This is a genomic window from Myxococcus sp. AM009, assembly GCF_013372605.1.
GTDB lineage: Bacteria > Myxococcota > Myxococcia > Myxococcales > Myxococcaceae > Myxococcus > Myxococcus vastator.
The window spans coordinates 201,032-226,507 of sequence record NZ_JABXEP010000001.1 but is presented as its reverse complement, the minus strand read 5'-3'; the positions used below and the strand labels follow the sequence as shown (position 1 = coordinate 226,507).

6 protein-coding genes are annotated in these 25,476 nt (G+C 70.3%); all 6 read left to right on the top strand.

Annotated features, from left to right (window positions below):
* Positions 1-495: 495 nt before the first annotated feature.
* The 6 genes from HV824_RS00835 (at position 496) to HV824_RS00810 (ending at position 25,473) form a co-directional block, all read left to right on the top strand.
* On the top strand, positions 496-1,881 hold the full coding sequence (locus HV824_RS00835; protein ID WP_176415096.1) for an alkaline phosphatase family protein: 1,386 nt from the start codon (positions 496-498) through the stop codon (positions 1,879-1,881).
* Positions 1,882-1,933: 52 nt separating this feature from the next.
* A complete protein-coding gene (locus HV824_RS00830; RefSeq protein ID WP_176422441.1) occupies positions 1,934-4,477 on the top strand; it encodes an NAD(P)/FAD-dependent oxidoreductase in 2,544 nt (847 codons plus the stop codon).
* Between the two features lie 78 nt (positions 4,478-4,555).
* Entirely contained in the window at positions 4,556-6,766 is a 2,211-nt protein-coding gene (locus tag HV824_RS00825) for a beta-ketoacyl synthase N-terminal-like domain-containing protein (protein WP_176422440.1), read from the top strand.
* Positions 6,766-10,986, top strand: a complete 4,221-nt coding sequence (locus HV824_RS00820) for an SDR family NAD(P)-dependent oxidoreductase (protein ID WP_176422439.1) — start codon at positions 6,766-6,768, stop codon at positions 10,984-10,986. The genes HV824_RS00825 and HV824_RS00820 overlap by 1 nt, the downstream gene beginning before the upstream one ends.
* Positions 10,983-19,901, top strand: a complete 8,919-nt coding sequence (locus tag HV824_RS00815; RefSeq protein ID WP_176422438.1) for a non-ribosomal peptide synthetase/type I polyketide synthase — start codon at positions 10,983-10,985, stop codon at positions 19,899-19,901. The genes HV824_RS00820 and HV824_RS00815 overlap by 4 nt, the downstream gene beginning before the upstream one ends.
* Before the next feature lie 10 nt (positions 19,902-19,911).
* Positions 19,912-25,473, top strand: coding sequence for a type I polyketide synthase (locus HV824_RS00810; protein ID WP_176422437.1), 5,562 nt, complete (start codon positions 19,912-19,914; stop codon positions 25,471-25,473).
* Positions 25,474-25,476 lie beyond the last annotated feature (3 nt).

Sequence of the window (25,476 nt, the reverse complement as noted above, 5' to 3'; positions counted from 1 at the left end):
GGCTCTCGGATTGGGAGGGTGAGACGTATGAGGAGTCAGGTGAAGTCTCGCGTGTGTGGGAACGAGCCGTCAAGAACCTCCGGGATGGTTGTCAGCAAGTGAGTCTTTTGCGGCGATGCTGGATGGGATTGGAGCGCGAGGGGGGCCCAATTCCTATCTGGCGGGTCTGGTCCGGGGTGTACTCAGTGAGTTACAAATGGTCCGGGGGGCGGTGCTCCGCCGTCGCGGAAAATCGGGCCCCAGCGCCCATCCGCGCGCCCCTGATCCACCCCTCCAGACCCTGTATTCTGTTTCGCTTCACTACCCATTGCACTGGGTGCGGTGTCACTCATTCCCGCCGTGGGCGCTCGCGTCAGGGGGTTTCAGCCTATGGCCGCGGTAAAATTCTACAGGCGGCTGGCCTGGCCGAAGTGACTGAGCGCTCGACTCAGACCAGGGTATGGGACAACCTGGTCGGTGATTGACTGGTTTGCCCGTGGGCAGTTTGCTTCGGGCATGGAACGTTGCGTCGTTTTGGATTTGCCTGGATTGAGCGCGAGGTATGTCGGCCCCTCGACGCCAAACATGCAGGCCTTCGTGGAGCGGGGGCGCATGGTGCCGCTCCAGCCCGTCCTGCCGGCGCTGAACTGCACCATGCAGGCGACGTTCCTGACCGGAAGATACCCCAGCGAGCACGGAATCGTCGGGGATGGGTGGCTCCACCGGGAGCTGGGAGAGGTCCGCTTCTGGCCCCAGTCGGACGGGCTCGTGCAGGCGCCGCAGCTCTGGGATGCCGCGCGCGAGCTCGACCCCAGCTTCACCTGCGCCCGCGTGTGCTGGTTCATGAACATGTATTCGAAGGCGGACTACGCCATCACGCCGCAGCCGTCCTTCACCGCGGACGGGCGGGTGGTGCCAGACGTGTTCACGGAGCCGCTCCACCTGCGCGATCCGCTCGTCAAGGCGCTGGGGAACTTCCCCGCGTATGACTACTGGGGGCCCCGCTACAGCATCCGCTCCTCGGAGTGGATCGCCGACGTCGCCATGTGGCTGGAGCGGCGGCACAGCCCCACGCTCTCGCTCGTCTTCCTGCCGCACCTGGACTACACGCCGCACACGTTCGGGCCGGACGCGAAGGAGATCCACAAGAGCCTCCGGGAGATCGACGACGTCGTCGGGAAGCTGATCGGCTTCTACGAGTCGCGCGGCGTGCGCGTCATCATCCTCTCGGAGTTCGGCGCGGTCCCCGTGTCCCGGGCCGTCCACCTGAACCGCCTCTTCCGCCGCCGTGGGTGGCTGGCGATTCGGGAGGAGGGCGGCCGTGACGTCGTCTATCCCAGCGGCAGCGAGGCGTTCGCCGTCGCGGACATGCAGATCGCGCACGTCTACGTCCGAAACCCGGCGCTGCTGGATGAGGTCAAGGCCCTGGTCGAGGCGGAGCCTGGGGTGGCCCAGGTGCTGGATGCCGAGGGCAAGCGCGCCCACCACCTGGACCACCCCCGCTCAGGCGAGCTGGTGGCCCTGGCCGAACCGGATGCCTGGTTCACGTATTTCTACTGGCTGGACGATGCGCGCGCGCCGGACTACGCGCGCACCGTCGATATCTACCGCAAGCCGGGCTACGACCCGCTGGAGATGTTCGTGGACCCGAAGCTGGGTCTGCGAATGCTGGAGCTGGGGGGCAGTGTCGTGAAGGAGAAGCTGGGCATGCGAGCGCGACTGGAGGTCGTCTCGATGGATGGCTCCCTCCTCAAGGGGGCGCATGGCCTGCCCACCGGCCCGGAGAACGGGCCGGTGCTGATGACACGACAAGCAGAGCTGATCGAGGCAGAGACACTCCACGCCACGCAAGTCCACGACCTCATCCTGGCGCACCTGACCGGACAGCAGGCGGCGGCCTGAGGGCCTTCCGCGAGCAACCCGAGCGTTGACGCTGCAAGAGGCGGGACACGACATGAATAAACTTCCAGGGAGCGCCATTGTCATTGGCGCCAGCATGGGTGGGCTCAGCGCCGCGCGCGTGCTGGCGGACCACTTCGAGCGCGTCACCGTCATTGAACGGGACGTGCTCCAGGACGGCCCGCGGCAGGGGGCGCCCCAGGCCCATCACATCCACGTCCTGCTGCGAAAGGGCGTGGACCTGCTGGAGCAGTACTTCCCTGGCCTCGTCGAGCAGATGAAGGCGGACGGCATCGAGCCCTTCGACTTCACCCAGGACCTGCGGTGGCTGCAGTTCGGTGACTGGATGCCGCGCGACCGCAGCGGCATCGTCCTGTACCCGCAGACGCGCTTCTCCCTGGAGCGCTACCTGAGGGAGCGGCTTCGCGCCTATCCCAACGTGGAGATTTTGGAGTCGACCGCCGTGCGGGCGCTGCTGGCCACGCCGGATGGGCGGCGGATCCTCGGTGTCCAGACGCAGGACCGTCACGGGGACGGCGGCGCGGTGACGAACCGGCTCGCCAACATCGTCGTCGACGCGAGCGGGCGCGGTTCGCAGCTGGGCAAGTGGTTGTCGGAGTGGGGGTTCAGCCCGCCAGAGGAGAGCCGGCTGCCCATCAACCTCTGCTACGCGTCGCGCCTCTTCGAACAGCCGGAGACGGCCAGGGACTGGCGGGGGCTGTGGATCACCCCGCTGCCGCCCGACGCGCCGCGCGGTGGCGCGATGCAGGGTGTGGAAGGCAAGCGCTGGATTGTGTCCTTGTTCGGCTACGAAGGACACCACCCGCCCCGCGACGAGGACGGGTTCCTGGAGTTCGCCCGGGGCCTCCGCGAGCCGGACATCTACGAAGCCATCAAGGACGCGCAGCCCGTCTCGGACGTCCAGGTGTACCGGGTGCCGGACGTGAAGTGGCGCCACTTCGAGCGCGTCCGGGACTTCCCCGCGGGGCTGCTCGTCCTGGGGGACGCGTGGTGCTACTTCGACCCCGTCTTCGGCCAGGGCATGTCGGTGGCGATGCTGGAGGCGAACCTCCTCAACGAGGCGCTGCACCAGCTCGACAGCCTGGAGGCTGTGAGCCAGGCCTGGACGGCGTCCTACCTGCGCAAGGGCGCGCAGTGGCTCCAGGGGCTCTGGTTCTTCGTGACGGCGGAGGCCATGCGGCATCCCCACGTCCCCGGCGAGCGGACGCGGCTCATCAAGCTGGCCCAGTGGTACGTGGAGGAGCTCTACGCGCTGAACCACGAGCATCCGGAGATCTACAAGGAGTTCCTCAAGCTGATGCACGTCCAGGCGGGGCCGGAGTTCCTCCTGCGCCCGGACATCGCCATGCGGCTCGCGCAGCGCGCCTGGCGGAAGCAGTCCGCGGAGGGCCCGGGCAACGGGGCGCTGTGGCCCGCCAGCCGGGTGGCGCTGGGGGCGCGCTACGTAGGGCGGGTGATGGCCAACCTGGTGGCGCCTGGCATGGTGGGCCCGCGGGATCGCATCTGCCACTTCGACACGGAGAGGCTGGGGAAGCTGGACAAGACGTTGGGGTGGTTCGTCCGCGATGCCCTGCGTGCCCAGGGGTTGCTGAGCGAGGCCGCCGAGGCGCGGCGGTTCCTGGAGTACTGGCTCCCGGTGCAGGGCCTGGGCGTCGCGAAGAGGGCGTTGATTGAGTTCTCCTACAACGTGGACGAGCCCGGCCTGGGCTTCATGCTCTACAGCGACAACGGGACGGTCACGCGGGCCTTCCGGGAGTACATGCGTCAGCTCGGCATCTCCAACGAGGGCGTCGAGCGGTCCGTGGCCATCTGCGAGACGTTCCGCTCATCGGACCTGGGCCTGGTGCGCGCGGAGTTCAAGCCCGGAGGCCCCACCCGGTATTCCATTGCCGCCAGCTGGCACTTCGACCCCATGCGCGGGCACACCGGCTTCGATGAGGCGATGAGCCGCCTGCCGGAGCGCTTCCGGGCAGGGCCCTTCACGGAGCGAGTGAAGGGCCACGCCTCCTCGCTGCGGACCGAGTACTACCCGCTGTTCCTGGGACTGAGCTTCCTGGAGGACGGGACGCTCGAATCCAAGATGTACCTGGTGCGCTTCGACCACAAGCAGCCCCCGTTCCAGCCCGGCTCGGAGCTGTGGCGCTTCCTCCAGGACATGGGCGTGTCCGCCCCGGAGCTGGAGCGGGTCCGCCAGCTCAACGCGCTGCTCTGGGAGAACTCCGCGGACAAGATGACCCAGGTCGCCATCGAGACCTCCGAGTCCCAAGCCCAGCCCAAGCGCGTCAACCTCATCTACAGCGGGATCCAGACCTCCGCGGTCCTGGAAGCCATCTCCCGGTTCGGGTATCCAGAGTCCTCGAAGCAATCTGTCCGGGACTTCGAGCGGATGCTGCAGACCGACCGCGCGAAGTTCGTCGCGGTGCGGGTGGGCCCCGAAGGACTGAGCCCACGCCTCAAGCTGTACAAGCACGCCCTCTTTGATTTCGGCGATCTGTCCGTGGTGGAGGACGGAGGCCTGGGGCCGCGTGATGCCACGCCGGCCGCGGTAAAAGACGTTCCGGATGTATGTCTTTATTGATTCTTGTTGGTTGAGAATGAAGTTCAAACAGGTGATGAGTCTGAGCGGCTTTCAGGCCGCCAGCGGAGCCGTGCCCTGATGTGGTGTGAACCCATTGCTGTGATTGGACTGGGGCTGCGTCTCCCCATGTCGGACTGCCCACGTACGCTCTGGAAAATGCTATGTGATGGGATTGATGCAACGCGAGACATCCCGTCCGGGCGCTGGCCTTCGGCCTCGCTCTTCGACGCGGCACCTGATCGCCCCGGGACGATTCGCAACCGCAAGGCCGGGCTGATTGAAGGTGTGGAGCTGGCCGACCCCGCGGCGTTCCGGCTGTCGAAGCGGGAGTTGCGGCAGATGGACCCGCAGCACCGGCTCCTCTTCGAGTGTGCATGGCATGCGCTGGAGGACGCGGGCCTGCCCTTCGACGCCGTGCGAGGGAGCCGCACGGGCGTCTTCATGGGCGTCAACTTCAGCGACTTCCAGCGGATGCTGGCGCGGGACTGGGCCGCGCTGGATGGCTACTCCGTCCTGGGGACGACGGCGTCCTTCGCGGCCAACCGGCTCTCCTACGCGTTTGATTTCCGAGGGCCCAGCACCGTGTCGAGCGTGGGGTGCGCCTCCTCGACGGTGGCTCTTCACGAGGCCTGCCGCAGCTTGATGCTGGGCGAGGTGGAGATGGCCCTGGCCGGGGGCGTCGAGCTGATGCTGTCGCCGGACAGCAGCATCATGCTGTCCCAGGCCGGCGTGTTCTCCGAGCGGGGGCAGTGCCGGACCCTGGATGCCCAGGCGGACGGCTACGTGCGCGGGGAGGGCGCTGGCGTCGTCGTCCTCAAGCCCCTGTCCAAGGTCGACCCCAGTGACCGCGTGTACGCGGTGATTCGGGGCAGCGCCGTCAACCACAACGGCCGGAACGAGTGGATCATGGCGCCCAGCGCCTCGGCGCAGGCGGACGTCATCCGGCAGGCGTGTGCGCAGGGCGGGGTGGCTCCGGCGAGCATCGACTACATCGAGCTGCACGGCTCGGCGTTCCTCAAGGGTGACGCGGCCGAGGCGGAGGCCATCGGCGAGGCGCTCGGGCCGCGGCGACCGGCGCCTTGCAGGCTCGGCGCCATCAGCAACAACGTGGGTTACCTGGGCGCCGCGGCGGGCATCGCGCAGTTCATCAAGGTGTGTCTGTCACTGCACCACCGCACCTTGGCGCCGACGATTCACGTGGATGCGCCCAACCCGCTGGTGGCGTTCGACGCGCTCGGGCTGAGCATCCAGACGGAGCTGGAGCCCTGGGCCGCGCGGGAGCCTGGCGTGCCTCCGCGGGCGGGCATTGTGTCCACCTCCCTGGGTGGTGCCAACGGCTTCGTGGTCCTGGAGGCCGCTCCGGCGGCGGTGCTGGAGCGGACGCCCGCGCCGGTCCATTTCCTGGCGCTCTCGGCGCTGTCTCAGGATGCGCTCCGTCAGCGGGCGCTCCAGCTTCGGGGCTTCCTCGTCGCGACGCCGGACTCGGTGGCGACGCTGGAGGACATCTGCTTCACCGCCGCGCTCAAGCGTCAGCACCACCGTCACCGGGCCGCGGTCATCGCGGGAGACCGGGCTGGGCTCGTGGCGCTCCTGGATTCGCTGGCGGCGTCGAGCGGGACGACGCTGCTGGCGCAGGAGGGCATGCCGCTGGAGCAGGTGGAGGCCGGGCGCGTCTTCGTCGCGGACGGGGTCGTGCCGACCGAGGCGTTTTTGGTGCGTGCGGGCCGCTGCGTGAGCCTGCCGGTCTACCCCTTCCAGCGGCAGCGCCTGTGGCCCGAGTGGCTTTCGCCCGATGAAGTCTGCCGCTCACCCAAGGACGCGCGTCCGGAGGCCTCCTCGTTGCTTCAGGCCGCCGCCGTAGCCGCGGGAGATGCTTCCCGCGTGCCCGACGTGCGGGGAGAGGCCCAGATGCGGGCGTTCCTGCGTGGGCACCTCGCGGACGTGTTGGAGGTCGAGCCCGAGACGCTCGACGTGCAAGGGCGGACCTTCTTCGAGCTGGGCCTGAACTCCATTGGGGCCACGTTGCTGAAGGAGCGCATCTCGCGGGCGCTCGAGCTCCCGCTGGCGACGACGCTCTTCTTCGAGCTGCCTCGGTTGGAGCCACTGGCGAAGCGGCTGGTGTCCCTGCTGGAGGCGGGGCGTGGCCGCCTGCCGTCGGACTCGGGCGACGTGAGCACGCCCGAGCAGGAGGAGCAGGGATTGATGGAGCGCATCGCCGGGCTGTCCGAGGACGAAGCGCGCGAGCAGATCGCCCGGACGCTGGCGGAACTCAGCCTCGAGGTCGCGTGATGAACCGGAAGGACGGATTCATGGCGGAGCTTTCGCCGCTTCAGCAGGCGCTGCTGACCATCGAGAAGCTGCAGAAGAAGCTGGCCGCGGCCTCGAATGGTGATCGGGAGCCGATTGCCATCATCGGCATGGCCTGCCGCTTTCCGGGGGGCGCCACCAGCCCCGCGAGGTTCCGCGACCTGCTGTGGGGGGCAGGGGAGGCGCTGACGGAAATTCCCAGCGACCGGCGCGCGCTCCAGGGGAAGCTGTCCATGCGCCGCGCGGCCTTCGTCGACGAGGTGGACCGATTCGACGCGGACTTCTTCCACATCTCCCGGCGTGAAGCCGAGGGCATGGACCCGCAGCAGCGCTTCTTCCTGGAGGTGAGCTGGGAGGCCCTGGAGGACGCGGGCCTTCCTCCGCACCAGCTCCTGGGGACGCGGACCGGTGTCTTCGCGGGCGTCCACGCGAAGGACTATGCGTTCGTCACGGAGGGCGGGCTGGAGAAGGTGAGCGCCCACTACTCCACGGGTGTGGACGCCAGCTATGTGGCCGGCCGGCTGTCGTATCTCCTCGGGCTCGAAGGGCCGAGCATGGCGGTGGACACCGCGTGCTCGTCCTCGCTGTCCGCGGTTCACCTGGCGTGTCAGAGCCTGCGGACGGAGGAGTCGACGCTCGCCATCGCCGGAGGCGTGAAGCTCATCCTTGCGCCGCAGCTCAGCGTGTTCCTGTCCAAGGCGGGAGCCCTGTCCCCCGGCGGCCACTGCCGCACGTTCGACCGGGACGCGGACGGGATGGTGCAGGGGGAAGGCTGTGGCGTGGTCATCCTGAAGCGGCTGCGGGACGCCGTTCGGGATGGCGACCGCATCCTGGCGACCTTGCGCGGCACGGGCATGAACCACGACGGCGCGAGCGGTGGCCTCACGGTGCCGAACGTCGGAGCGCAGGAGGCGCTGTACCGGCGCGTGTTGCAGCGCGCGGGCATCGAGCCCGGGCAGGTGGACTACCTGGAGGCGCACGGGACGGGGACGCGGCTGGGAGACCCCATCGAACTGGACGGCGTGTCGCGCGTCTACGGCGCAGCGCGGCCCGCGGAGCGCCCGCTGTGGATTGGCTCCGTCAAGCCGAACATCGGGCACACGGAGGCCGCGGCCGGCATCGCGGGGCTCATCAAGGCCGTCCTGGTGCTCCAGACGGGCGAGGTGCCTCCCTCCATCAACTTCGAACATCCGACACCGGAGTTCACGTGGGAGGGCTCGGGGCTCGCGGTGCCTCGGGCGCGCACGCCCCTGGCGGCGAAGGACGGCCCGCATCGCGTCGCCGTGAGCTCGTTCGGGATGAGCGGTGTGAATGCGCATGCGCTCGTCGAGGCATACGCGGAGGCCCCCCATGCCGCCGTGGAGGCCGGGCCGTATGTGCTGCCCCTCTCCGCGCGCTCGGAGCCGGCGTTGCGCGCGCTGGCGGCGTCATGGCTCAAGTACGTGTCAGAGGCTGGAACTGGGACGCGCCTCCAGGATGCGTGCTTCACGGCGGGCGCCGGACGCTCGCACCATGCGCACCGTGCGGTGCTCGTGGCCAGGACGCCCGAGGCGCTTCGCGCGGGCCTTCACGCTGTCGCGGAGGGGCGCGATGCGCCGGGCGTCACCCACGGCTCCCGTGAGGGCGAGCACGTCTTCCTCTTCGGTGGCGCGGAGCCCGAGGCTGGCCGGCTGCTGCGTGACCTGCTGGGCCGGGACGTCTTCCGAGTCCACGCGGAGAGAGTGGATGCGGTCCTCAGGCAGGTCGCGGGCTGGTCCGTCATCGAGCAGCCGGGCGAAGGACACCAGGTGGCCGTGCTCCTCGTGCTCCAGCTCGCGTTGGCGGAGCTCTGGCGCTCGTGCGGGCTGACGCCCGCTGTTGTTTCGGGTTCCGGCGTGGGCGCGCTCTCCGCGGGGGTGGTCGCGGGAGCACTCACCGTGGAAGACGCCGTGCGGCTCGCCTTGCAGCTTGCTCCGGCGCAGCCCGTGCGTCCTCAACCCGTGAAGTCCCCGTTCTTCTCCACCGTCGATGGCACCTGGGTCGAAGCGGGCGCCACGGTGCCGGCCGCGTACTGGGAGAGACAGCGCACCGCCGTGAGCGACCTGACGTCGTCCGTGGCGGAGCTGTGCGCGCGGAACGCGTCGGCTCTCATCCTGGTCTCTTGTGACGCCTCCGTGGGAGTGGCGTTGGAGGCCGCTGCACGAAGCCGTGGAAGCAACGCCGTCATCCTGCGCGCGAGCATGCCCGGTGATGACGCCTGGACGGGTGTCCTGGGAGTCATCGCGGGTGGGTACTCCTCCGGAAGCCCGATTCGCTTCGAGGGGCTCTACACCGGGGCGCGCAAGACGGTGGTTCCGACGTACCCGTGGCAGCGTGAGCGCTACTGGTGGGACGGAGAGGTGGCTCCCGCGCCGAGCAGCGTGCGGACGGTCCGGGATGTCTCCCCTCGGGACCTCTACTGCGAGCTCGCGTGGCATGCGCGCGCGGTGGCGCAGGGGCCCGTGGACGCGGAGGGACGCTGGCTCATCGTGAGCGCGCAGACGGCTGCCGCGGAGTCGCTGCGGCAGGCCCTGTCCTCCGCCGGAGGCACGGTGCGCGTGGCCAGCGTGGGCTCCGAGCAGGCGCCGGTGCTGCGGGAGTGGCTGTCAGGGAGTCCGGCGCCTCGAGGCATCGTCTACCTGGCGGGCTCGGAGCACCCTGAGTCACTGGAAGGGCTGCACACCACGGTCCAGCGTGAGGTCCACGCGGCGGCGTCGCTCGTGCAGACCCTGGCGCGGCAGGCGGTGCCCGCGCTGCCTCGGCTGTTCCTGGTCACCCAGGGCGCGCAAGTCGCTGGCGAAGCGGCTGGACCCACGGCGATTGCTGGCGCGCCACTGTGGGGCCTGGGGCGCGTCGTCGCCTACGAGCACCCGGAGCTTGCCTGCAAGCGCATCGACGTCGAACCCGCGGCCTTCGGCGCGCTGGTGACGGAGCTGGCGCGCAAGGCGCCTGCTGCTGCTGACGATGACGAGGTCGTGCTGCGCGGCGAGCGGCGGCTGGTGCCCTCGCTCACGCAGGCGCAAACGATTCCGGAAGGCGTGGGCGCGTTTCGTCCCCGGGGAGACCGCACGTATCTGATTACGGGTGGGCTTGGTGGCATCGGGCTGCGGCTCGCCTCCTGGTTGGTGGAGCGCGGCGCGCGGCACCTTGCCCTGTGTGGACGAAAGGGCGAGACCGATGAAGCTCGGCAGGCCCTGGCGCCGCTGCGCGCCGTGGGCGCGAGGGTGGAGACCTTCCGCGTCGATGTGAGCCGCCCGGAGGCGGTGGCGGAGCTCTTGGCTGCCGTCCGCGGAGGCGGGGCGCCGCTGGGGGGCATCTTCCACAGCGCGGGCGTGCTGGCGGACAGCTCGTTGTTGCAGTGGGAGCCCCAGGACTTCGAGACGGTCATGGGCCCCAAGGTCGACGGTGCCTGGAACCTCCATGCGCTGGCCACCGACTCCACCCTCGAGCACTTCGTCCTGTTCTCCTCGACGGCGTCGCTGATCGGCTCGCCGGGGCAGGCCAGCTACGCCGCGGCCAACGCGTTCCTCGACGCGCTGGCGCACCTGCGTCGCGCACGGGGGCTGCCGGCCATCAGCCTGAACTGGGGAAGCTGGGGCGAGGTCGGCATGGCCGTCGCGGATGCGCGGCGTGGGGAGCGGCTGGCGGAGCGCGGCATGTCGCCCATGTCCGTGGAGGAGGCCCTGGCGGCCATGGCGTGCGTGCTCGCGGAGAACCGCGTCACCCGGGGCATCGCGCGCTTCGATGTGGCGCGCTGGACCGCCAGCCATCCTTCCATCGTGGCTTCGTCGTTGTTCCGGCCCGCGACTGTCTCCGATGACGTACCTGACGTCGCGGAGGCGCCTCGCAAGCTGCGCGAGGTGTTGCTCGCGCTGGAAGGCTCCGCGCGCCGTGGCGTCCTGGAGGCGCGGCTCAGGGAGATGGTCAGCGAGGTCGGGAAGATTCCGACGGCGAAGCTCTCGTCCACGGACTCGTTCGACGCGCTGGGGTTCGACTCCATCATGGCGCTCGAGCTGCGGGACATGGTGCTGGGCGAGCTCGACGTGAGCATGCCGCTCAAGAGTTTCGTCGATGAACATTCCATCGAGCAGGTGACGGCTGAGCTTCTTGAGAAGCTCGCCGTGGCCAGTGTGCTCGGCGCTGCCTCCTCGGAGCGCAATGACTCGAAGCGGGTCCTGCTATGACATTGAATGAGCTTCTTCAGGCCCTGGCTGGGCACGGCATCAAGCTGTCGGTGGAGGGGGACCGCCTGGCGGTGGACTCGCCCACGGGCGAGATTCCGGGAGCGCTGCGCGAGCAGCTCGTGGCGAACAAGGCGGCGCTGCTGACCCTGCTGTCAGAGCAGCGCGTTCCCCAGGCGGAGACCCTGCCGCAGATCACGCCCCGGCCCGAGGCGCGGCACGAGCCGTTCCCGATGACGGAGATTCAGCAGGCCTACAGCGTGGGCCGGCAGGCCGAGCTCGAGATGAACGCGGCGATGCACGCGTACAACGAGATTGACTGCCACGCGCTCGACCTGGCTCGCTTCGAGGACGCCTGGAACCTGCTCATCGCGCGCCACGAGATGCTCCGGGTGGTGGCGCTCCCGGGCTTCCAGCAGCGCATCCTCCCTGAGGTGCCGCGCTACGTCCTCCCCGTGGAGGACCTGCGCGGTCGCGAACAGGAGGAGACTGAGGCTCGCTTCCAGGCCATCCGCGCGCGGCTGTCGCAGCAGGTGCTGGCGCTCGACCAGTGGCCGTTGTTCGAGCTCCGCGTGTGCCAGCTCGACGGGGGGCGTTCGCGCCTCTTCATGAGCATCGATGGGACCTTCATCGACGGCTACAGCTTCCAGATTCTCTACCGGGAGCTCGTTCACCTCTACAAACACCTGGGTGGGGCGCCCGCGCTCCCCGCGCTGGACCTGTCCTTCCGGGACTACGCGCTGGCGGTGCAGCATGCGCGCGGTGCCCGCTACGCGCGCTCGCTCGAATACTGGCGCTCTCGCCTCCCGAGTCTCCCGCCCGCGCCGGACCTTCCGCTCGACAAGGACCCGGGTTCGCTCCGGCGTCCTCGCTTCGGGCGCGTGTTCGAGCGGCTGGGACCGGAGGTCTGGCAGCCGCTCAAGCAGCGAGCCCGCGCGCGCAAGCTGACGGAGCCGGAGCTGCTGCTGGCGGCGTACGCGGAGGTCATGGCGCGCTGGAGCCGCAGCCCACGCTTCACGCTCAACGTCCCGCACTTCAACCGGCTGCCCCTCCATCCCCAGGTCAACGAGATCGCTGGCACCTTCGCCAGCTTCACGTTGATTGAAGTGGACCACCGGCCGGAGCGGACCTTCACGGAGCGGGCCCTGGCCATCCGGGATCAGCTCTTCCTGGCGCTGGAGCACCGTGAGGTCAGCGGCGTGGAGCTGCTGCGCGAGCTGTTCCGGGCCCAGGGGCGCATCGCGGGCGCCATCATGCCCGTGGTGATGACGAGCTTCGCGTCTCACTCCAAGAGCAAGGACTCGCACTGGGTCGACTTCCTGGCGGAGGAGTTCGGCGAGCTCATCGAGGCGCTGACGCAGACGCCCCAGGTGTGGATTGACCTGCAGATTGTCTACCAGCGGGGCGGCGTCTTCCTGAACTGGGACGTGGCGGAGGAGCTGTTCCCGCCCGGCATGATTGAAGACATGTTCTCCAGCTTCTGCGCGCTGCTGCGGCGCCTGGCGGAGGACGACGCGGCGTGGGACCAGCAGGGGCTGGACACCCGTCCCGCCCGGCAGGTGGAGCTGCTGGCTCGCGTCAACGATACGGCGCGCCCGCGGAGCGGGGAGCTGCTCCACACCGGCTTCTATCGCCACGCCGCCGCGCGCCCGGATGCCCTGGCGCTGGCCTCGTCGAGCGTCAGCCTGAGTTATGGCGAGCTGGCTCGGCGCTCCAGCCGGCTCGGGCATGCGCTGCGCGAACATGGCGCCGCGCCTGGCCGCATCGTCGCGATCGTGATGGAGAAGGGGTGGGAGCAGGTCGTGGCCGCGCTGGGCGTCCTCAGCTCGGGCGCGGCGTACCTGCCCATCGACGCGGGGCTGCCGCACGAGCGGCGCGTCTTCATGATGCGCAACGGCGGGGCCGAGCTGGCGGTGACGCAGCCGAAGTTCACCCAGGAGCCCTGGCCTGAAGGGGTGCGGGTGCTCGCCGTCACGCCGGACGCCTTCAGCGAGTACAGCGAGGCGCCGCTGGCGCCCGTGCAGAAGCCCGAGGACCTGGCGCACATCCTCTACACCTCCGGCTCCACGGGGCAGCCCAACGGGGCCATGCTCACCCACGCGGGGATGGTCAACGGCGTGGAGTGGACGAACCGGAAGTTCGGCGTCGGGCCGGATGACCGCGTCATCGCGCTCAGCGCGCTCCACCACGACTTCTCCGTCTACGACGTCTTCGGCACCTTGAGCGCGGGCGCGGCCCTGGTCATGCCGGACGCCTCGTCGCGCAGGGACCCCTCCCACTGGGCCGAGCTGATGTCCCGTCATGGCGTCTCCATCTGGAGCACCGTGCCGGCGATGATGGAGATGCTGCTGACGTACCTTGAAGGCAGCAACGCCCGGCTGACCTGTCCGCTGCGCCTGGTGATGCTCGGCGGCGACTGGCTCCCGGTAACCATGCCCTCGCGGCTGCGGGCGAAGTTCGGTGACGTGAAGCTGATGAGCGTCGGCGGGCCGACGGAGACGTCCCTGTGGAACATCTCCCACCCGGTCGTCGAAGCCGACGAGCGGCGCCGCAGCATCCCGTATGGAAAGCCCATCTCGAACACGAAGTACTACGTGCTGGACGAGCACCTGGACGAGCGCCCCATCTGGGTGCCCGGCGAGCTGTGCTGCGCGGGCGTGGGCGTGGCGCTGGGCTACGTGGGCGCGGGGGCGGGCTCGAAGAAGTTCACCGTGCATCCGCGGACGGGCGAGCGCCTCTACCGCACCGGCGACCTCGGGCGGTACCTGCCGGATGGCACCATCGAGTTCCTCGGCCGCGTCGACTTCCAGCTCTCCATCCGTGGACAGCGCATCGAGCCAGGTGAGATCGAGGCGGCGCTGCTCCAGGAGCCGAGCGTCAGCGCGGCGGTGGTGGGGGCCGTCGGCGAGCACCACGAGAAGCGGCTGGTCGCCTACGTCGTCCCCTCGGACACGAAGCGGGGCGTGGACACCCGGCACGTCCGCGAGTTCCTGTCGCGCAAGCTGCCCGAGCACCTGGTCCCAGCGACCTACGTCGTGCTGGAGGCGCTGCCGCTGACCCGCAACGCCAAGGTGGACCGCAAGGCGCTGCCGCACCCGGACTCCGTCGCGCGGCCCACGCAGCCCGAGGCGAGCAAGGCCGCCGCGGTCCGTCCCAGTCGCGAGGCTCAGGCGCTGCAGCAGTCCATCGCGAAGGCCGTGGCGGAGGTGCTGGGGGTTCCAGAGGTCCACCCGGACCGGAACTTCTTCGAGCTGGGCGCCAACTCGGTGCACCTCATCAAGCTCCACCTCGAGCTCAAGGAGAAGCTGGGGCTCGAGGTTCCCGTCACCGAAATGTTCGGCAGGCCCACCGTCAAGGTGCTCGCGGCCCGGCTCGCGGCGGCGGGAGGCGAGGCGAAGCCCGAGGTGGCGCTCGCGCCGCGCGAAGCGCCGCCACGGACGCAGGATGCGCGGGACATCGCCATCATCGGCTTGAGCTGCCGCTTCCCCGGGGCGTCGACGCCCGAGCAGTTCTGGCAGAACCTGATGCAGGGCGTGGAGTCGGTGGGCACCTTCACCGATGACGAGCTGCTGGCCGCGGGCGTCAGCCCGGAGGCGTTCCGGAACCCCGGGTACGTCCGCGCGTCGGCGGTGATGGAGGGCTTCGACACCTTCGACGCGGAGTTCTTCTCGCTGACGCCTCGCGAGGCGCGCGCGTTGGATCCTCAGCAGCGGGTGTTCCTGGAGTGCGCCTGGGAGGCGCTGGAGCACGCGGGCTACCCGCCGTCGGAGCGCGACGGGCTCGTGGGCGTGTATGCCGGGAAGAGCGTCAGCCACTATCGCTATCCCTACCCGGACCTGACGCGGCCCATTGGCTTCTTCCAGGACTTGATGGCGCAGGACAAGGACTTCCTGGCCACGCAGGTGTCCTACAAGCTGGACCTGCGCGGGCCCAGCATCAACGTCCAGACGGCGTGCTCCACGTCCCTGGTCGCGGTGTCCGCGGCGTGCGCGGCGCTGAATGAGGGCAGCTGCGACCTGGCGCTCGCGGGCGGCGTGGCCATCAAGGTCCCCCACCGCGTGGGCTACCTGTACGAGGAAGGCAGCGTCTTCTCGCGCGACGGCCACTGTCGTCCCTTCGACGCCGGGGCCAACGGGACCATCCCGGGGAGCGGCGCCGGCATCGTGGTCCTCAAGCGCCTGAGCCAGGCGCTGGCGGATGGGGACCGGGTGCTCGCCGTCATCAAGGGCTCCGCCATCAACAACGACGGGCACCGCAAGGTCGGCTTCATGGCCCCCGGCGTGGAGGGCCAGACGGACGTGGTGCGCCGCGCGCATCAGCACGCGAAGGTGGACCCGCGGACCATCTCCTATGTCGAAGCCCATGGCACCGGGACGTCCATTGGCGACCCCATTGAAGTCTCCGCGCTGACGGAGGCGTTTGGGGGACAGGTCCAGGCGCAGTCGTGCGGCCTGGGCTCGGTGAAGGGCAACATCGGCCACCTCGACAGCGCGGCGGGCATCGCGGGGCTCATCAAGGTCGTGCTGGCGCTTCAGCACCGCACGTTGCCGCCCACGCTCCACTACCAGTCGCCCAACCCGCGGCTGGAGCTCCACAAGACGCCCTTCTACGTGGTGGACAAGGCCCGGCCGTGGACCGCGGCGCAGGGAGTCCTGCGCGCGGGACTCAGCTCCTTCGGCATCGGCGGCACCAACGCCCACCTGGTCCTCGAAGAGGCGCCACCGCAGGCGACGCCAGCGCAGGACGCGCAGCGGCTGGACCGCTCGCGGCACCTCCTGGCGCTGTCCGCGCGGAGCCCGGAGGCGCTGCGGGAGCTCGCGGGCCGCTACCGGGCGGTGCTCGAGGCGCCGGGCGCGTCGCTCGCGGACGTGTGCTTCTCCGCGAACACCGGCCGTGCCGCCTTCGACCACCGGCTCGCGGTAGTGGGGGCGGACGCCGCGCAGGTGGCCGCCATCCTGGGCGCGGCGGAGCGGAAGGAAGAGCACCCGGGGGTCGTGCAGGGCGAGGCCGACGCGAAGCAGGCGGTGAAGATCGCGTTCCTGTTCTCCGGTCAGGGCTCGCAGTACGTCGGCGCCGCGCGTGAGCTGTACCAGACGCACCCGGGCTTCCGCCGGCGCATCGACTCGTTCGACGAGCTGCTCCGCGAGTACTGGGACCGCTCCCTGCTCTCCGTCCTCTACGCGGAGCCGGGGACGCCATCGCCTATCGACGAGCTCGACTACGCCCAGCCCGTGGTCTTCGTGCTGGAGTACGCGCTGGCCGAGCTGTGGATGTCGTGGGGCATCCAGCCGGACGTGTTGCTGGGACACAGCACGGGCGAGCTGGCCGCGGCCTGCATCGCGGGCGTGTTCAGCGTCGAGGATGGCCTGAAGCTGGCCGTCCACCGCGGCCGGTTGATTCAGCAGCTTCCGGAGGGCAGCAACATCGCGGTCGCCGCCGCGGAGCCGGAGCTGCGCCAGTTCCTCGCGGAGGGCGGTTGGGCCAGCTCCATCGCCGCCGTCAACGGGCCGGACAACGTCGTCATCTCCGGCATCCCCGCGGAGATTGTGGAGATTGGCCGGGCGCTGGACGCGAAGGGCTACAAGGTCAAGCGGCTGAACATCCCACGCGCGGCGCACTCGGTGATGATGGAGGCCATCCTCCCGGAGTTCCGGGCCGTCGCCGCGACGCTGCGCTACTCGCCGCCGTCCATTCCCATGGTCTCCGGGATGACGGGCGAGCTCATCACCGACAATCTCTGCACACCGGACTACTGGTGCAGCCAGCTTCGCAACCCGGTGCAGTTCGGCCGGGGCGTGGAGGCGCTGTACCGCGACGGCATGCGCGTCTTCGTCGAGGTCGGCCCGAAGGCGACCCTGCTCGGCATGGCGGCGCGCTCGGTGCCCGAGGGCGCGGGGACCTGGCTGCCAAGCCTGCGCGCCGATGACGGGGGCTGTCGGCAGATGCTGGAGAGCCTGGCGGCGCTGTACGTGCGCGGCGCTCCGGTGGACTGGGCGGCGGTGGATGCCGGCTATCCACGGCGGAAGGTGGAAGTCCCGACGTATGCCTTCCAGCGTCAGCGCTACTGGGAGGAGGGCGCGGGCCTCCAGCGGCCCCATGGGCGCAGCGTGTCCCGCGCAGAGCACCCGCTGATTGGCGAGCGCGTGCCCCTGGCCGTCCTGGAGTCCGGTGAGCTGTTGTTCGAGGCCACGCTGGGGCCTGCCTCGCAGGCGTTCCTGGGCCAGCACCGCGTCTTCGGAACGCCCACGCTGCCCGCGACGGGCTACGTCGAGATGGCGCTGGCCGCCGGGGCCCGGTTGTTGGGCACGACCGCGCTGGAGCTGACGGACCTGGCCATCCTCAACGCGATGACCTTCCCGAAGGACGCCGAGCGGAAGGTGCAGTGCGCCGTGCGCCGCGACGGAGAAGGCAGGGCCGCTGTTCGCATCTTCAGCCGGACCGGTGAGGGCTCGGAGCGCGCGTGGAGCCTCCATGCGACGGGCACGCTCGCGGTGCTGGGGGATGGCGCACCGACCCCCGAGGCGCACGACCTCGACAGCGTGTTGAGGGACTTGCAGACCCCGCTTCCCGTCGAGGACTACTACCAGCGGGCACGGAGCGCGGGCGTCGACTTCGGGCCGGAGTTCCAGGGCATCACGGAGCTGCGCCGGGAAGGCGAGCAGGTCCTGGCGCGCATCGAGCGCCCCGCGGGCCTTGGGAGCGGCGGTGGCTACCTCGCGCATCCCGCGCTGATGGATGCCTGCCTCCAGGTGGTGGGCGGCGCCTATCCGGACATGGATGGCACCGAGCTGTACGTGCCGGTGCACATCGAGCGGCTTCAGGTCCTGGGCAGCATCGAGGACGGCGTGTGGAGCCATGCCGTGGTGCGGCCGGTGGATGAGGCGGGGAAGCGGCTGCGTGCGGACGTCCGCATCTTCGGAAGAGATGGCGCGCTGCGCGCCTGGGTGCGCGGCCTGGAGCTCCAGCGCACGAGCCAGGAGGCGCTGCGCGCCGCGCTCTCCACCTCGCTGGATGAGTGGCTCTACGAGCGGAAGTGGGAGCCCCTCGCCTTGGACGGGACTCGTCCGGAGACGTGGGTGCCCGCGAGTGGCGCGTGCCTGATTCTCTCGGAGCGCGACGGGGCGGGGCAGCAGCTCGCACAGACGCTGGCGCGCGATGGGCGCTCCTGCTTCGTCGCCATCCGTGGCACGGAGCCGCGCCGGATTGACGAGACCACCTTCGAGGTCCCTGATGCGCCCGACGCGCTCGTGGAGGCCTTGCGAGCGCTGCCGCTTCCGGCGTCCCTGTCGGACGTCATCCTGTTGTGGGGCGCCAACAGCGCGGAGGCGGAGTCGCTGGATGCGGCGGCGCTGGGGCAGGCCGCTCGCGTGACGGGGGGGGGCGCGCTGGGGCTGCTCCAGTTCCTGCTGGACCGCGGGTACTCCGGCACGGTGTGGCTGGTGTCCCATGGCGCGCAGCCCGTGAATCCGGGCGTCCCGTTGCCTGGGCTCGCGCAGTCGTTGCTGTGGGGCATGGCGCGGCCTCTGGCCATCGAGGCGTCGGAGTTGGATTGCCGGTGTGTCGACCTCGATGCCCACGGCGAACCGAGCGCACAGGTGGAGTTGCTCGCGCGGGAGCTCCGCCACCGCGCGGAGGTGGCGGAGGACCAGGTGGCCTACCGCGATGGCCGCTACGTCGCGCGACTCCGGAGGGTCGAGTCACGGAAGCTGGTCGAGGCGTCCGCGGAGCGCGTCGAGGCCTTCCGGGCGGACCGCAGCTATCTGGTGGCGGGCGGGCTCGGACGCCTGGGGCTGCTGACGGCGGAGCTGCTGGCGAGCCGGGGGGCACGCAACCTGGTGCTGACGGGCCGGAGCGCCCCGGGGCCACAAGTCACGGAGCGTCTGGAGCACCTGCGCCAGCAGGGTGTCCGTGTCGAGCACCGGCAGGTCGACATCGCGGAGGCGGAGCCGCTGGCCGCGCTGCTGGACGAGGTGGCGCGGGACATGGCCCCGCTGGGCGGCGTGTTCCACTCGGCTGGGGTGCTGGATGACGGCGTGCTGCGGCAGCAGCGGTGGGAGCGCTTCGAGACCGTGCTGCGACCGAAGCTGCGCGGTGCCTGGAACCTGCATCGCCTGACGGCGGGCCTGCCGTTGGACTTCTTCGTGCTGTTCTCCTCCGTCGCGTCGCTCGTCGGCTCGGCGGGACAGGCGAACCACTGCGCGGCGAACGCGTTCGAGGACGCGCTGGCGCACCACCGCCGTGCCCTGGGCTTGCCTGCCCTGAGCATCAACTGGGGCATCTGGGCCGGTGACGCGGGCGCCCAGGTGTCGGTGAGCGAGGAGGCCCGGACGCCTGGCCTCGGCGTCATTCCGAAGGCGCAGGGCCTGCGCGCGCTGGAGCTGCTCCTCACGTCGCGCGTCCCCCAGGTGGGCGTGGCCGCCATCGACTGGGCTGTCTTCGGAAGCGGCCGGTCCACGCCCTACGTCGCGGAGTTGCGCGAGCAGGCAGGGGGCGCGCGGCCGGTGGAGCGCGCGTCGTTCCTGGACACGCTCACGGCGGCGCCCATCGAGAAGCGCCGGCAGTTGTTGATGGACTACGTGCGCGAGCAAGTGGCGTGGATGCGAGGCGTGGGCTCCAGCGAGTCCATCGACCCGGCGCGGGGGTTCCACGAGCTGGGCATCGACTCGCTGGCGGCGCTCCAGCTCAAGAACCGGCTTCAGGGCGGGCTCGGCGTGTCGCTGCCGGCGACGCTCGTCTTCAACTACCCGACGGCGGAGAAGCTCGCGACGCAGCTCATGGACGCGTTCATCCCCCTGGAGTTCACGGAGGAAGCGCGCGTCACGTCGAAGTCAGACGCCCCGGTCGAGAGCCCACTGGAAGGGCTTGCTGAAGCGAACCTCGCGCACCTGCTCTCCGAGCAGCTGTCGAAGATGAACTAGGGACGGAACGATGTCAGCGCAAGGAAGCGACACGAGCTACGGCGAGCTGATGAAGCGCGCGCTCCTGAAGTTGCAGGAGACGCAGTCGAAGCTCGATGCCCATGAGCAGGAGAAGCACGGGGCCATCGCCATTGTCGGCATCGGCTGCCGGTTCCCGGGGGGCGTCACCAGCCCTTCCGAATACTGGCGCCTGCTCTCCGAAGGCGTGGACACCGTCACCGAGATTCCGACCGACCGGTGGAACGCGGACAGCTTCTTCCACGCGGACCCGGACCATCCCGGTGGCATCTACACGCGCCACGGGAGCTTCCTGCGGGACATCGACCAGTTCGAGCCGCGCTTCTTCGGCATCTCCCCGCGTGAGGCGGCGCGGATGGACCCGCAGCACCGGCTGTTGCTGGAGGTCGCGTGGGAGGCCGTGGAGCGCGCCGGCCGGAATCCAACGAGCCTGAGCGGGACGCGGACCGGCGTGTTCGTCGGGATGATGGGGCAGGACTACACGCAGATTGCCACCCAGTCCCCGGAGCTCATCGACGCCCACACCGGCGCGGGGAATGGCGCGAGCGTCGCCGCGGGACGCCTGTCGTATTCCTTCGGACTCGAAGGGCCCAGCCTCACCGTCGACACCGCGTGCTCCTCGTCGTTGGTCGCGGTGCACCTGGCCATCCGCAGCCTGCGTCAGCGGGAGAGCGACTTCGCGCTAGCGGGCGGGGTGAACCTGGTCCTCTCCCCCGTCGCGACGCTGATTGAGTCGCGCACGCACATGCTGTCGCCGGATGGCCGGTGCAAGACGTTTGATGTCTCGGCGAACGGCATCGGGCGAGGAGAGGGCTGTGGGCTCGTCTTCCTGCGGCGCTTGTCGGACGCGCTCGCGGACGGGGACCCCATCGTCGCGGTGCTTCGCGGCTCGGCGGTGAACCAGGATGGCCGCACCAGCGGGCTCACGGTGCCCAACGGGCTCGCCCAGCAGCGCGTCATCCGGGAGGCCCTGCGGGACGGACAGGTGGAGCCCGCGAAGGTGGGCTACGTCGAGGCCCATGGGACGGGGACGTCGCTGGGTGACCCCATCGAGCTGGAGGCGCTCGCGTCCGTCTACTGCGCCAGGACGGGGCGGCAGCAGCCGCTGATGGCCGGCTCGGTGAAGACGAACATGGGGCACCTGGAAGGTGCGTCCGGCATCGCGGGGTTGATCAAATCCGCGCTGTGCCTGGCGAACGAGGAGGTCCCGCCGCACCTCCACCTGCGCACGCCCACGCCGCATGTGGACTGGAAGCAGCTGTCCATCGAAGTGCCGACCGAGCGCCGCCAGTGGCAGGGGGCGGACTCGCGCTTCGCGGCGGTGAGCTCGTTTGGCTTCTCGGGGACGAACGCGCACGTCGTCCTGGAGTCCGCGCCTCGGCCGAAGGCTCAGGCCCGGGAGGTGGAGCGCCCGCGTCACGTCCTGGCGCTCTCCGCGCGCTCGCACGCCAGCCTTCGCAGGCTGGCCGGGTCCATCGCGGAGGAGCTGTCACTGCGTCCCGCGGAGGGGATGGCGGATGTCTGCCACACGGCGAACATTGGCCGCGGCGCCATGGAAGAGCGCGCGGCCTTCACGGCCTCGACCGCCGAGGAGCTGACGGAGTCGCTGCGAGCGTTCAGCCGCGGAGCGCCCACCGCCCCCGGAGCCTGCGTGGAGGGCCGCCGCGACGGCGAGGCACCGCGCGTCGCGTTCCTCTTCACGGGCCAGGGCTCCCAGTACGCGGGCATGGGGCGGGAGCTGTTCGACACGCAGCCCGAGTTCCGCCGGGAGCTCCTGCGCTTCGAGGGCATCCTGAAGCCGCACCTGGAGCGGCCGCTCACCGAGGTGCTCTTCCAGGACACGGAAGGAGCGCTGGACGAGACGCGCTACACCCAGCCCGCGTTGGTGGCGCTGGAGCTGGCGTTGGCGCACCTGCTGCGCGCGTGGGGCCTGCGCGCCGACGCGGTCCTGGGCCACAGCGTGGGCGAGTACGCGGCGGCCATGTTCGCGGGCGTCCTGGAGCCCGAGGTCGGCTTGCCCCTGGTGGCCGAGCGCGCGCGGCTGATGCAGGCGCTGCCCGAGCGCGGCGCGATGCTGGCCGTGTTCGCCGAGCCAGCGCGCGTGCTGCCGCTCATCGCCGGGCACCCCCGGGTGACGGTGGCGGCCATCAATGGGCCGCGGAACACCGTCATCTCAGGGGACAGCACGGCCATCGGCGCCGTGGTCCAGGCGCTCGGAGAGGCGGGCATCGAGAGCCGGCGACTGAAGGTGTCACACGCGTTCCACTCTCCGCTGATGCAGCCGATGCTGGCGGAGTTCGAGCGGGCCGCGAGCCGCGCCTCCTTCCAGAAGCCGCGCCTCCCCCTCATCTCGAACCTGGACGGACGCGAGGCAGGCGAGGCCATCACCCAGCCGGCCTACTGGTCCCGGCATGTCCTCCAGCCCGTGCGCTTCGAGGAGGGCATCCGGACGCTCCTCCAGCGCGGGGTGCGGGTGTTCCTGGAGGTGGGGCCCAAGCCTTCGCTGTCCAACCTCGCGCGAGACGTGGTGGCGGGTGAAGAGGCGCTGTGGCTGGAGACGCTTCACCCACGCCGCTCCGACTGGGTCGGCCTGCTCCGGGCGCTGTCGGAGCTGTATGTGCGCGGCGCCAGGCCGGACTGGGAGCGCTTCGATGCGGGCTATGGGCGGACCCGCCGGGCGTTGCCGACCTATCCCTTCGAGCGTCAGCGCTACTGGCTGGATGTGCCCGCGCCGTGGACGCGCACGTCGCGCCGCGCGGCGACTCACCCGCTGCTGGGAGCGCGTCTGGAGTCCGCCGCCTTGAAGGAGGGGACGACCGTCTTCTCCAATGAGCTGTCGGCGGGAACCGTGCCTTTCGTGGCGGACCATCGGGTGTACGGCAAGGCGGTGGTGCCCGCCGCGGCCTACGTGGAGATGGTGGCCTCGGCGGCGGCGCAGGTGCTCGGAACGGAGTCGTTGAGGCTGGAGGACATCTCCCTGCTTCAACCGCTGGTGCTCCCCGAACAGCAGGCGCGGGTGGTCCAGACGTTGCTGGAGGACCAGGGCGAGGCGGGCCTTGCGTGCAAGGTGGTGAGCCGGGGGGACGAGCGCTCGGAGGAGGGCGGCGGCGGCGCGCGCGCGGCCTGGGTCACCCACGTGACGTGCCGGGTGTCGGCGCTGCGCGCCGTGGCCCCATCGGTGGAGCGGGAGGCGTGGGGCCGCGACTGCTCGACGCCTGTCTCCATCGATGAGCTCTCCGCCGTCTTCACGCACCACGGGCTCGACTATGGGCCGTCCCTGCGCGTGCTGACGTCGCTGCATCGGGGGACTGGGGCCGCGCTGTCGTTGGGCCAGGTGGAGGACCGGAGCGGGCACTACCGCGTCCACCCGGCGCTGTTCGACGGCTGCTTGCGCACGGCGGCGGCGGTGTCGCGGCTCACGGCGGAAGACGCGCTGCACCTCCCGGTGGCCTTGCAGACGCTCGACCTGTACCGGTCACTTCCGGAGCGGGTCTGGACGTACGCGACGCAGCCTCCCCGGGAGGGCCAGGAGGGCTTCTCCGCGACGGACCTGACCCTGTGTGACGACGATGGCGCGGTGGTGGCGGTCGTATCGGGGTTCTCGGTGCGCAAGGCCGAGCGCGACGTGTTGCTGCGCGGGCTCGACAACGACTTCCAGGACTGGCTGTACCGCCTCGACTGGGTGCCGCGTGACGTCACGGAGGAAGGCCGCTCCGCGAATCAACATTGGGCCGTCTTCACCAGCGAGGACGACTTCGCCTCGGAGCTGGTGCAGGTGCTTTCGCAGCGGGGCGAGCGCTGCACGCTGGTTCGCAAGGGGGCGTCGTTCAGCAGCACGCCAGAGGGCTTCCGCATCAACCCCGCCGACCCGGAGGACCACGCACGGCTGGTCCAGGCGTGGGCGGCTCAACCTCCCACGGGGCTGCTGTATCTGTGGGGGCTCGACGCGGGGACCCAGGCGGGTGACGCAGGCGCCTGGCTCGACGCGGCTCAGGCGTCGGGGTGCCTGGGCGCGCTGCGGCTGACGCAGGCCCTGGCGCATGCTCAGGGAGCGCCGCCCCGGCTGGTGCTGGTGACGCGGGGCACGCAAGGCCTGCCCACCGACACGCACGGGTCGCGCGTCGCGCAGGCGCCGCTGTGGGGCTTCGGACAGGCCGTGGCCACGGAGTTGCCCGAGCTGCGGTGCCTCCGCATCGACCTGCCCCCGGAGCCCCGGTCCGAAGACCTGGGCACGTTCGTGCGGGCGCTCGCGCTGCCCGATGAGGAGTCCGGCGCGGCCATTCGTGGCGGCGGTCTCTACATCCCCCGGCTCGAGCGGGCCCGCTCGCGGACGGTCGCGGCGAAGAAGGTGTCCATCCTCGCGGAGGCCACCTACCTCGTCGCGGGAGGCCTGGGTGGACTCGGCCTGCGTGCCGCCACCTGGCTGGCGGCGCAGGGCGCGCGGCACCTGGTCCTGATGGGGCGCAGCGCGCCGTCTCCTGAGTCCGGCGCCCAGCTCGATGCGCTCGAGGCCCAGGGCGTGAAGGTGCGGGTCGCGCGGGTGGACATCGCGTCTCACGACGCCATGGCGGGCCTCTTCGCGAGCCTGCGCGGAGCTCCGCCGGTGCGCGGCATCATCCATTCGGCGGGCGTCCTCCGCGACGGAACGCTCGCGAATCAGACGTCCGAGCAGTTCCGGGAGGTGCTGGCCCCCAAGCTTCAGGGGGCGTGGAACCTCCATGCGCTCAGCCAGGGCATGGCGCTGGACTTCTTCGTCTGCTTCTCGTCGGCCGCCTCGCTCATCGGCTCACCGGGGCAGTCGAACTACGTCGCCGCGAATGCCTTCCTCGATGCGCTGGTCCATCTGCGCCGCGCGGAGGGGCTGCCCGCGCTGACGCTCAACTGGGGCTCGTGGGCGGAGACGGGCATGGCGGCGCGGCTGGAGCGGGCGGCCTCCACGCGGCCGGGGGCGCAGGGCTTCGGCGCCATTCCCGTCCAGCAGGGCTTCAGCGTGCTGGAGCGGCTCATGGGGACCACACAGGTTCAATGGGGCGTCTTCCCCGTGGACTGGACGCGGCTGGCGGAGCAGTTGCCAGGGCTCGCGCGGCAGGCGCTCGTCCAGGGCTTGCTGGGGAGCGAGCCACAGCGGGTGCAAGCGCCGGCCTTCCGCGCGCAGCTGGACGCGGCGCCGACGAATCGCAAGCTGGAGCTGCTGCGTCAGCACGTCGCGGGGCAGGTGTCCGCGACGCTGGGCATGCCGGCGTCGGAGCGGCTGTCTGGCAACGAGCGCCTGTTCGAGCTGGGCGTCGACTCGCTGCTGGCCATCGAAATCAAGAACCGGCTCGCGAGCAGCCTCGGGCGAGGCCTGCGTTCGACGCTGATTTTCGACTTCCCCACCGTGAACGGGCTCGTCGCGCATCTGACCGAGGAGCTGGGGCTGGGGACCGAAGTTCAGAAGAAGCAGGAAGCATCGCGGGAGGCGCAGGGCGCGCTCTCCGCGGAGATTCAAGGGCTGTCGGAGCAGGAGCTGACGTCCCTCATCGACCAGGAGCTGGAGAGCGCGCTCACCAGATGAGAC

Coding starts and splice junctions, on each gene's coding strand:
- HV824_RS00835 (WP_176415096.1), top strand. CDS start 496: ATGGAACGTTGCGTCGTTTTGGATTTGCCTGGATTGAGCGCGAGGTAT.
- HV824_RS00830 (WP_176422441.1), top strand. CDS start 1,934: ATGAATAAACTTCCAGGGAGCGCCATTGTCATTGGCGCCAGCATGGGT.
- HV824_RS00825 (WP_176422440.1), top strand. CDS start 4,556: ATGTGGTGTGAACCCATTGCTGTGATTGGACTGGGGCTGCGTCTCCCC.
- HV824_RS00820 (WP_176422439.1), top strand. CDS start 6,766: ATGAACCGGAAGGACGGATTCATGGCGGAGCTTTCGCCGCTTCAGCAG.
- HV824_RS00815 (WP_176422438.1), top strand. CDS start 10,983: ATGACATTGAATGAGCTTCTTCAGGCCCTGGCTGGGCACGGCATCAAG.
- HV824_RS00810 (WP_176422437.1), top strand. CDS start 19,912: ATGTCAGCGCAAGGAAGCGACACGAGCTACGGCGAGCTGATGAAGCGC.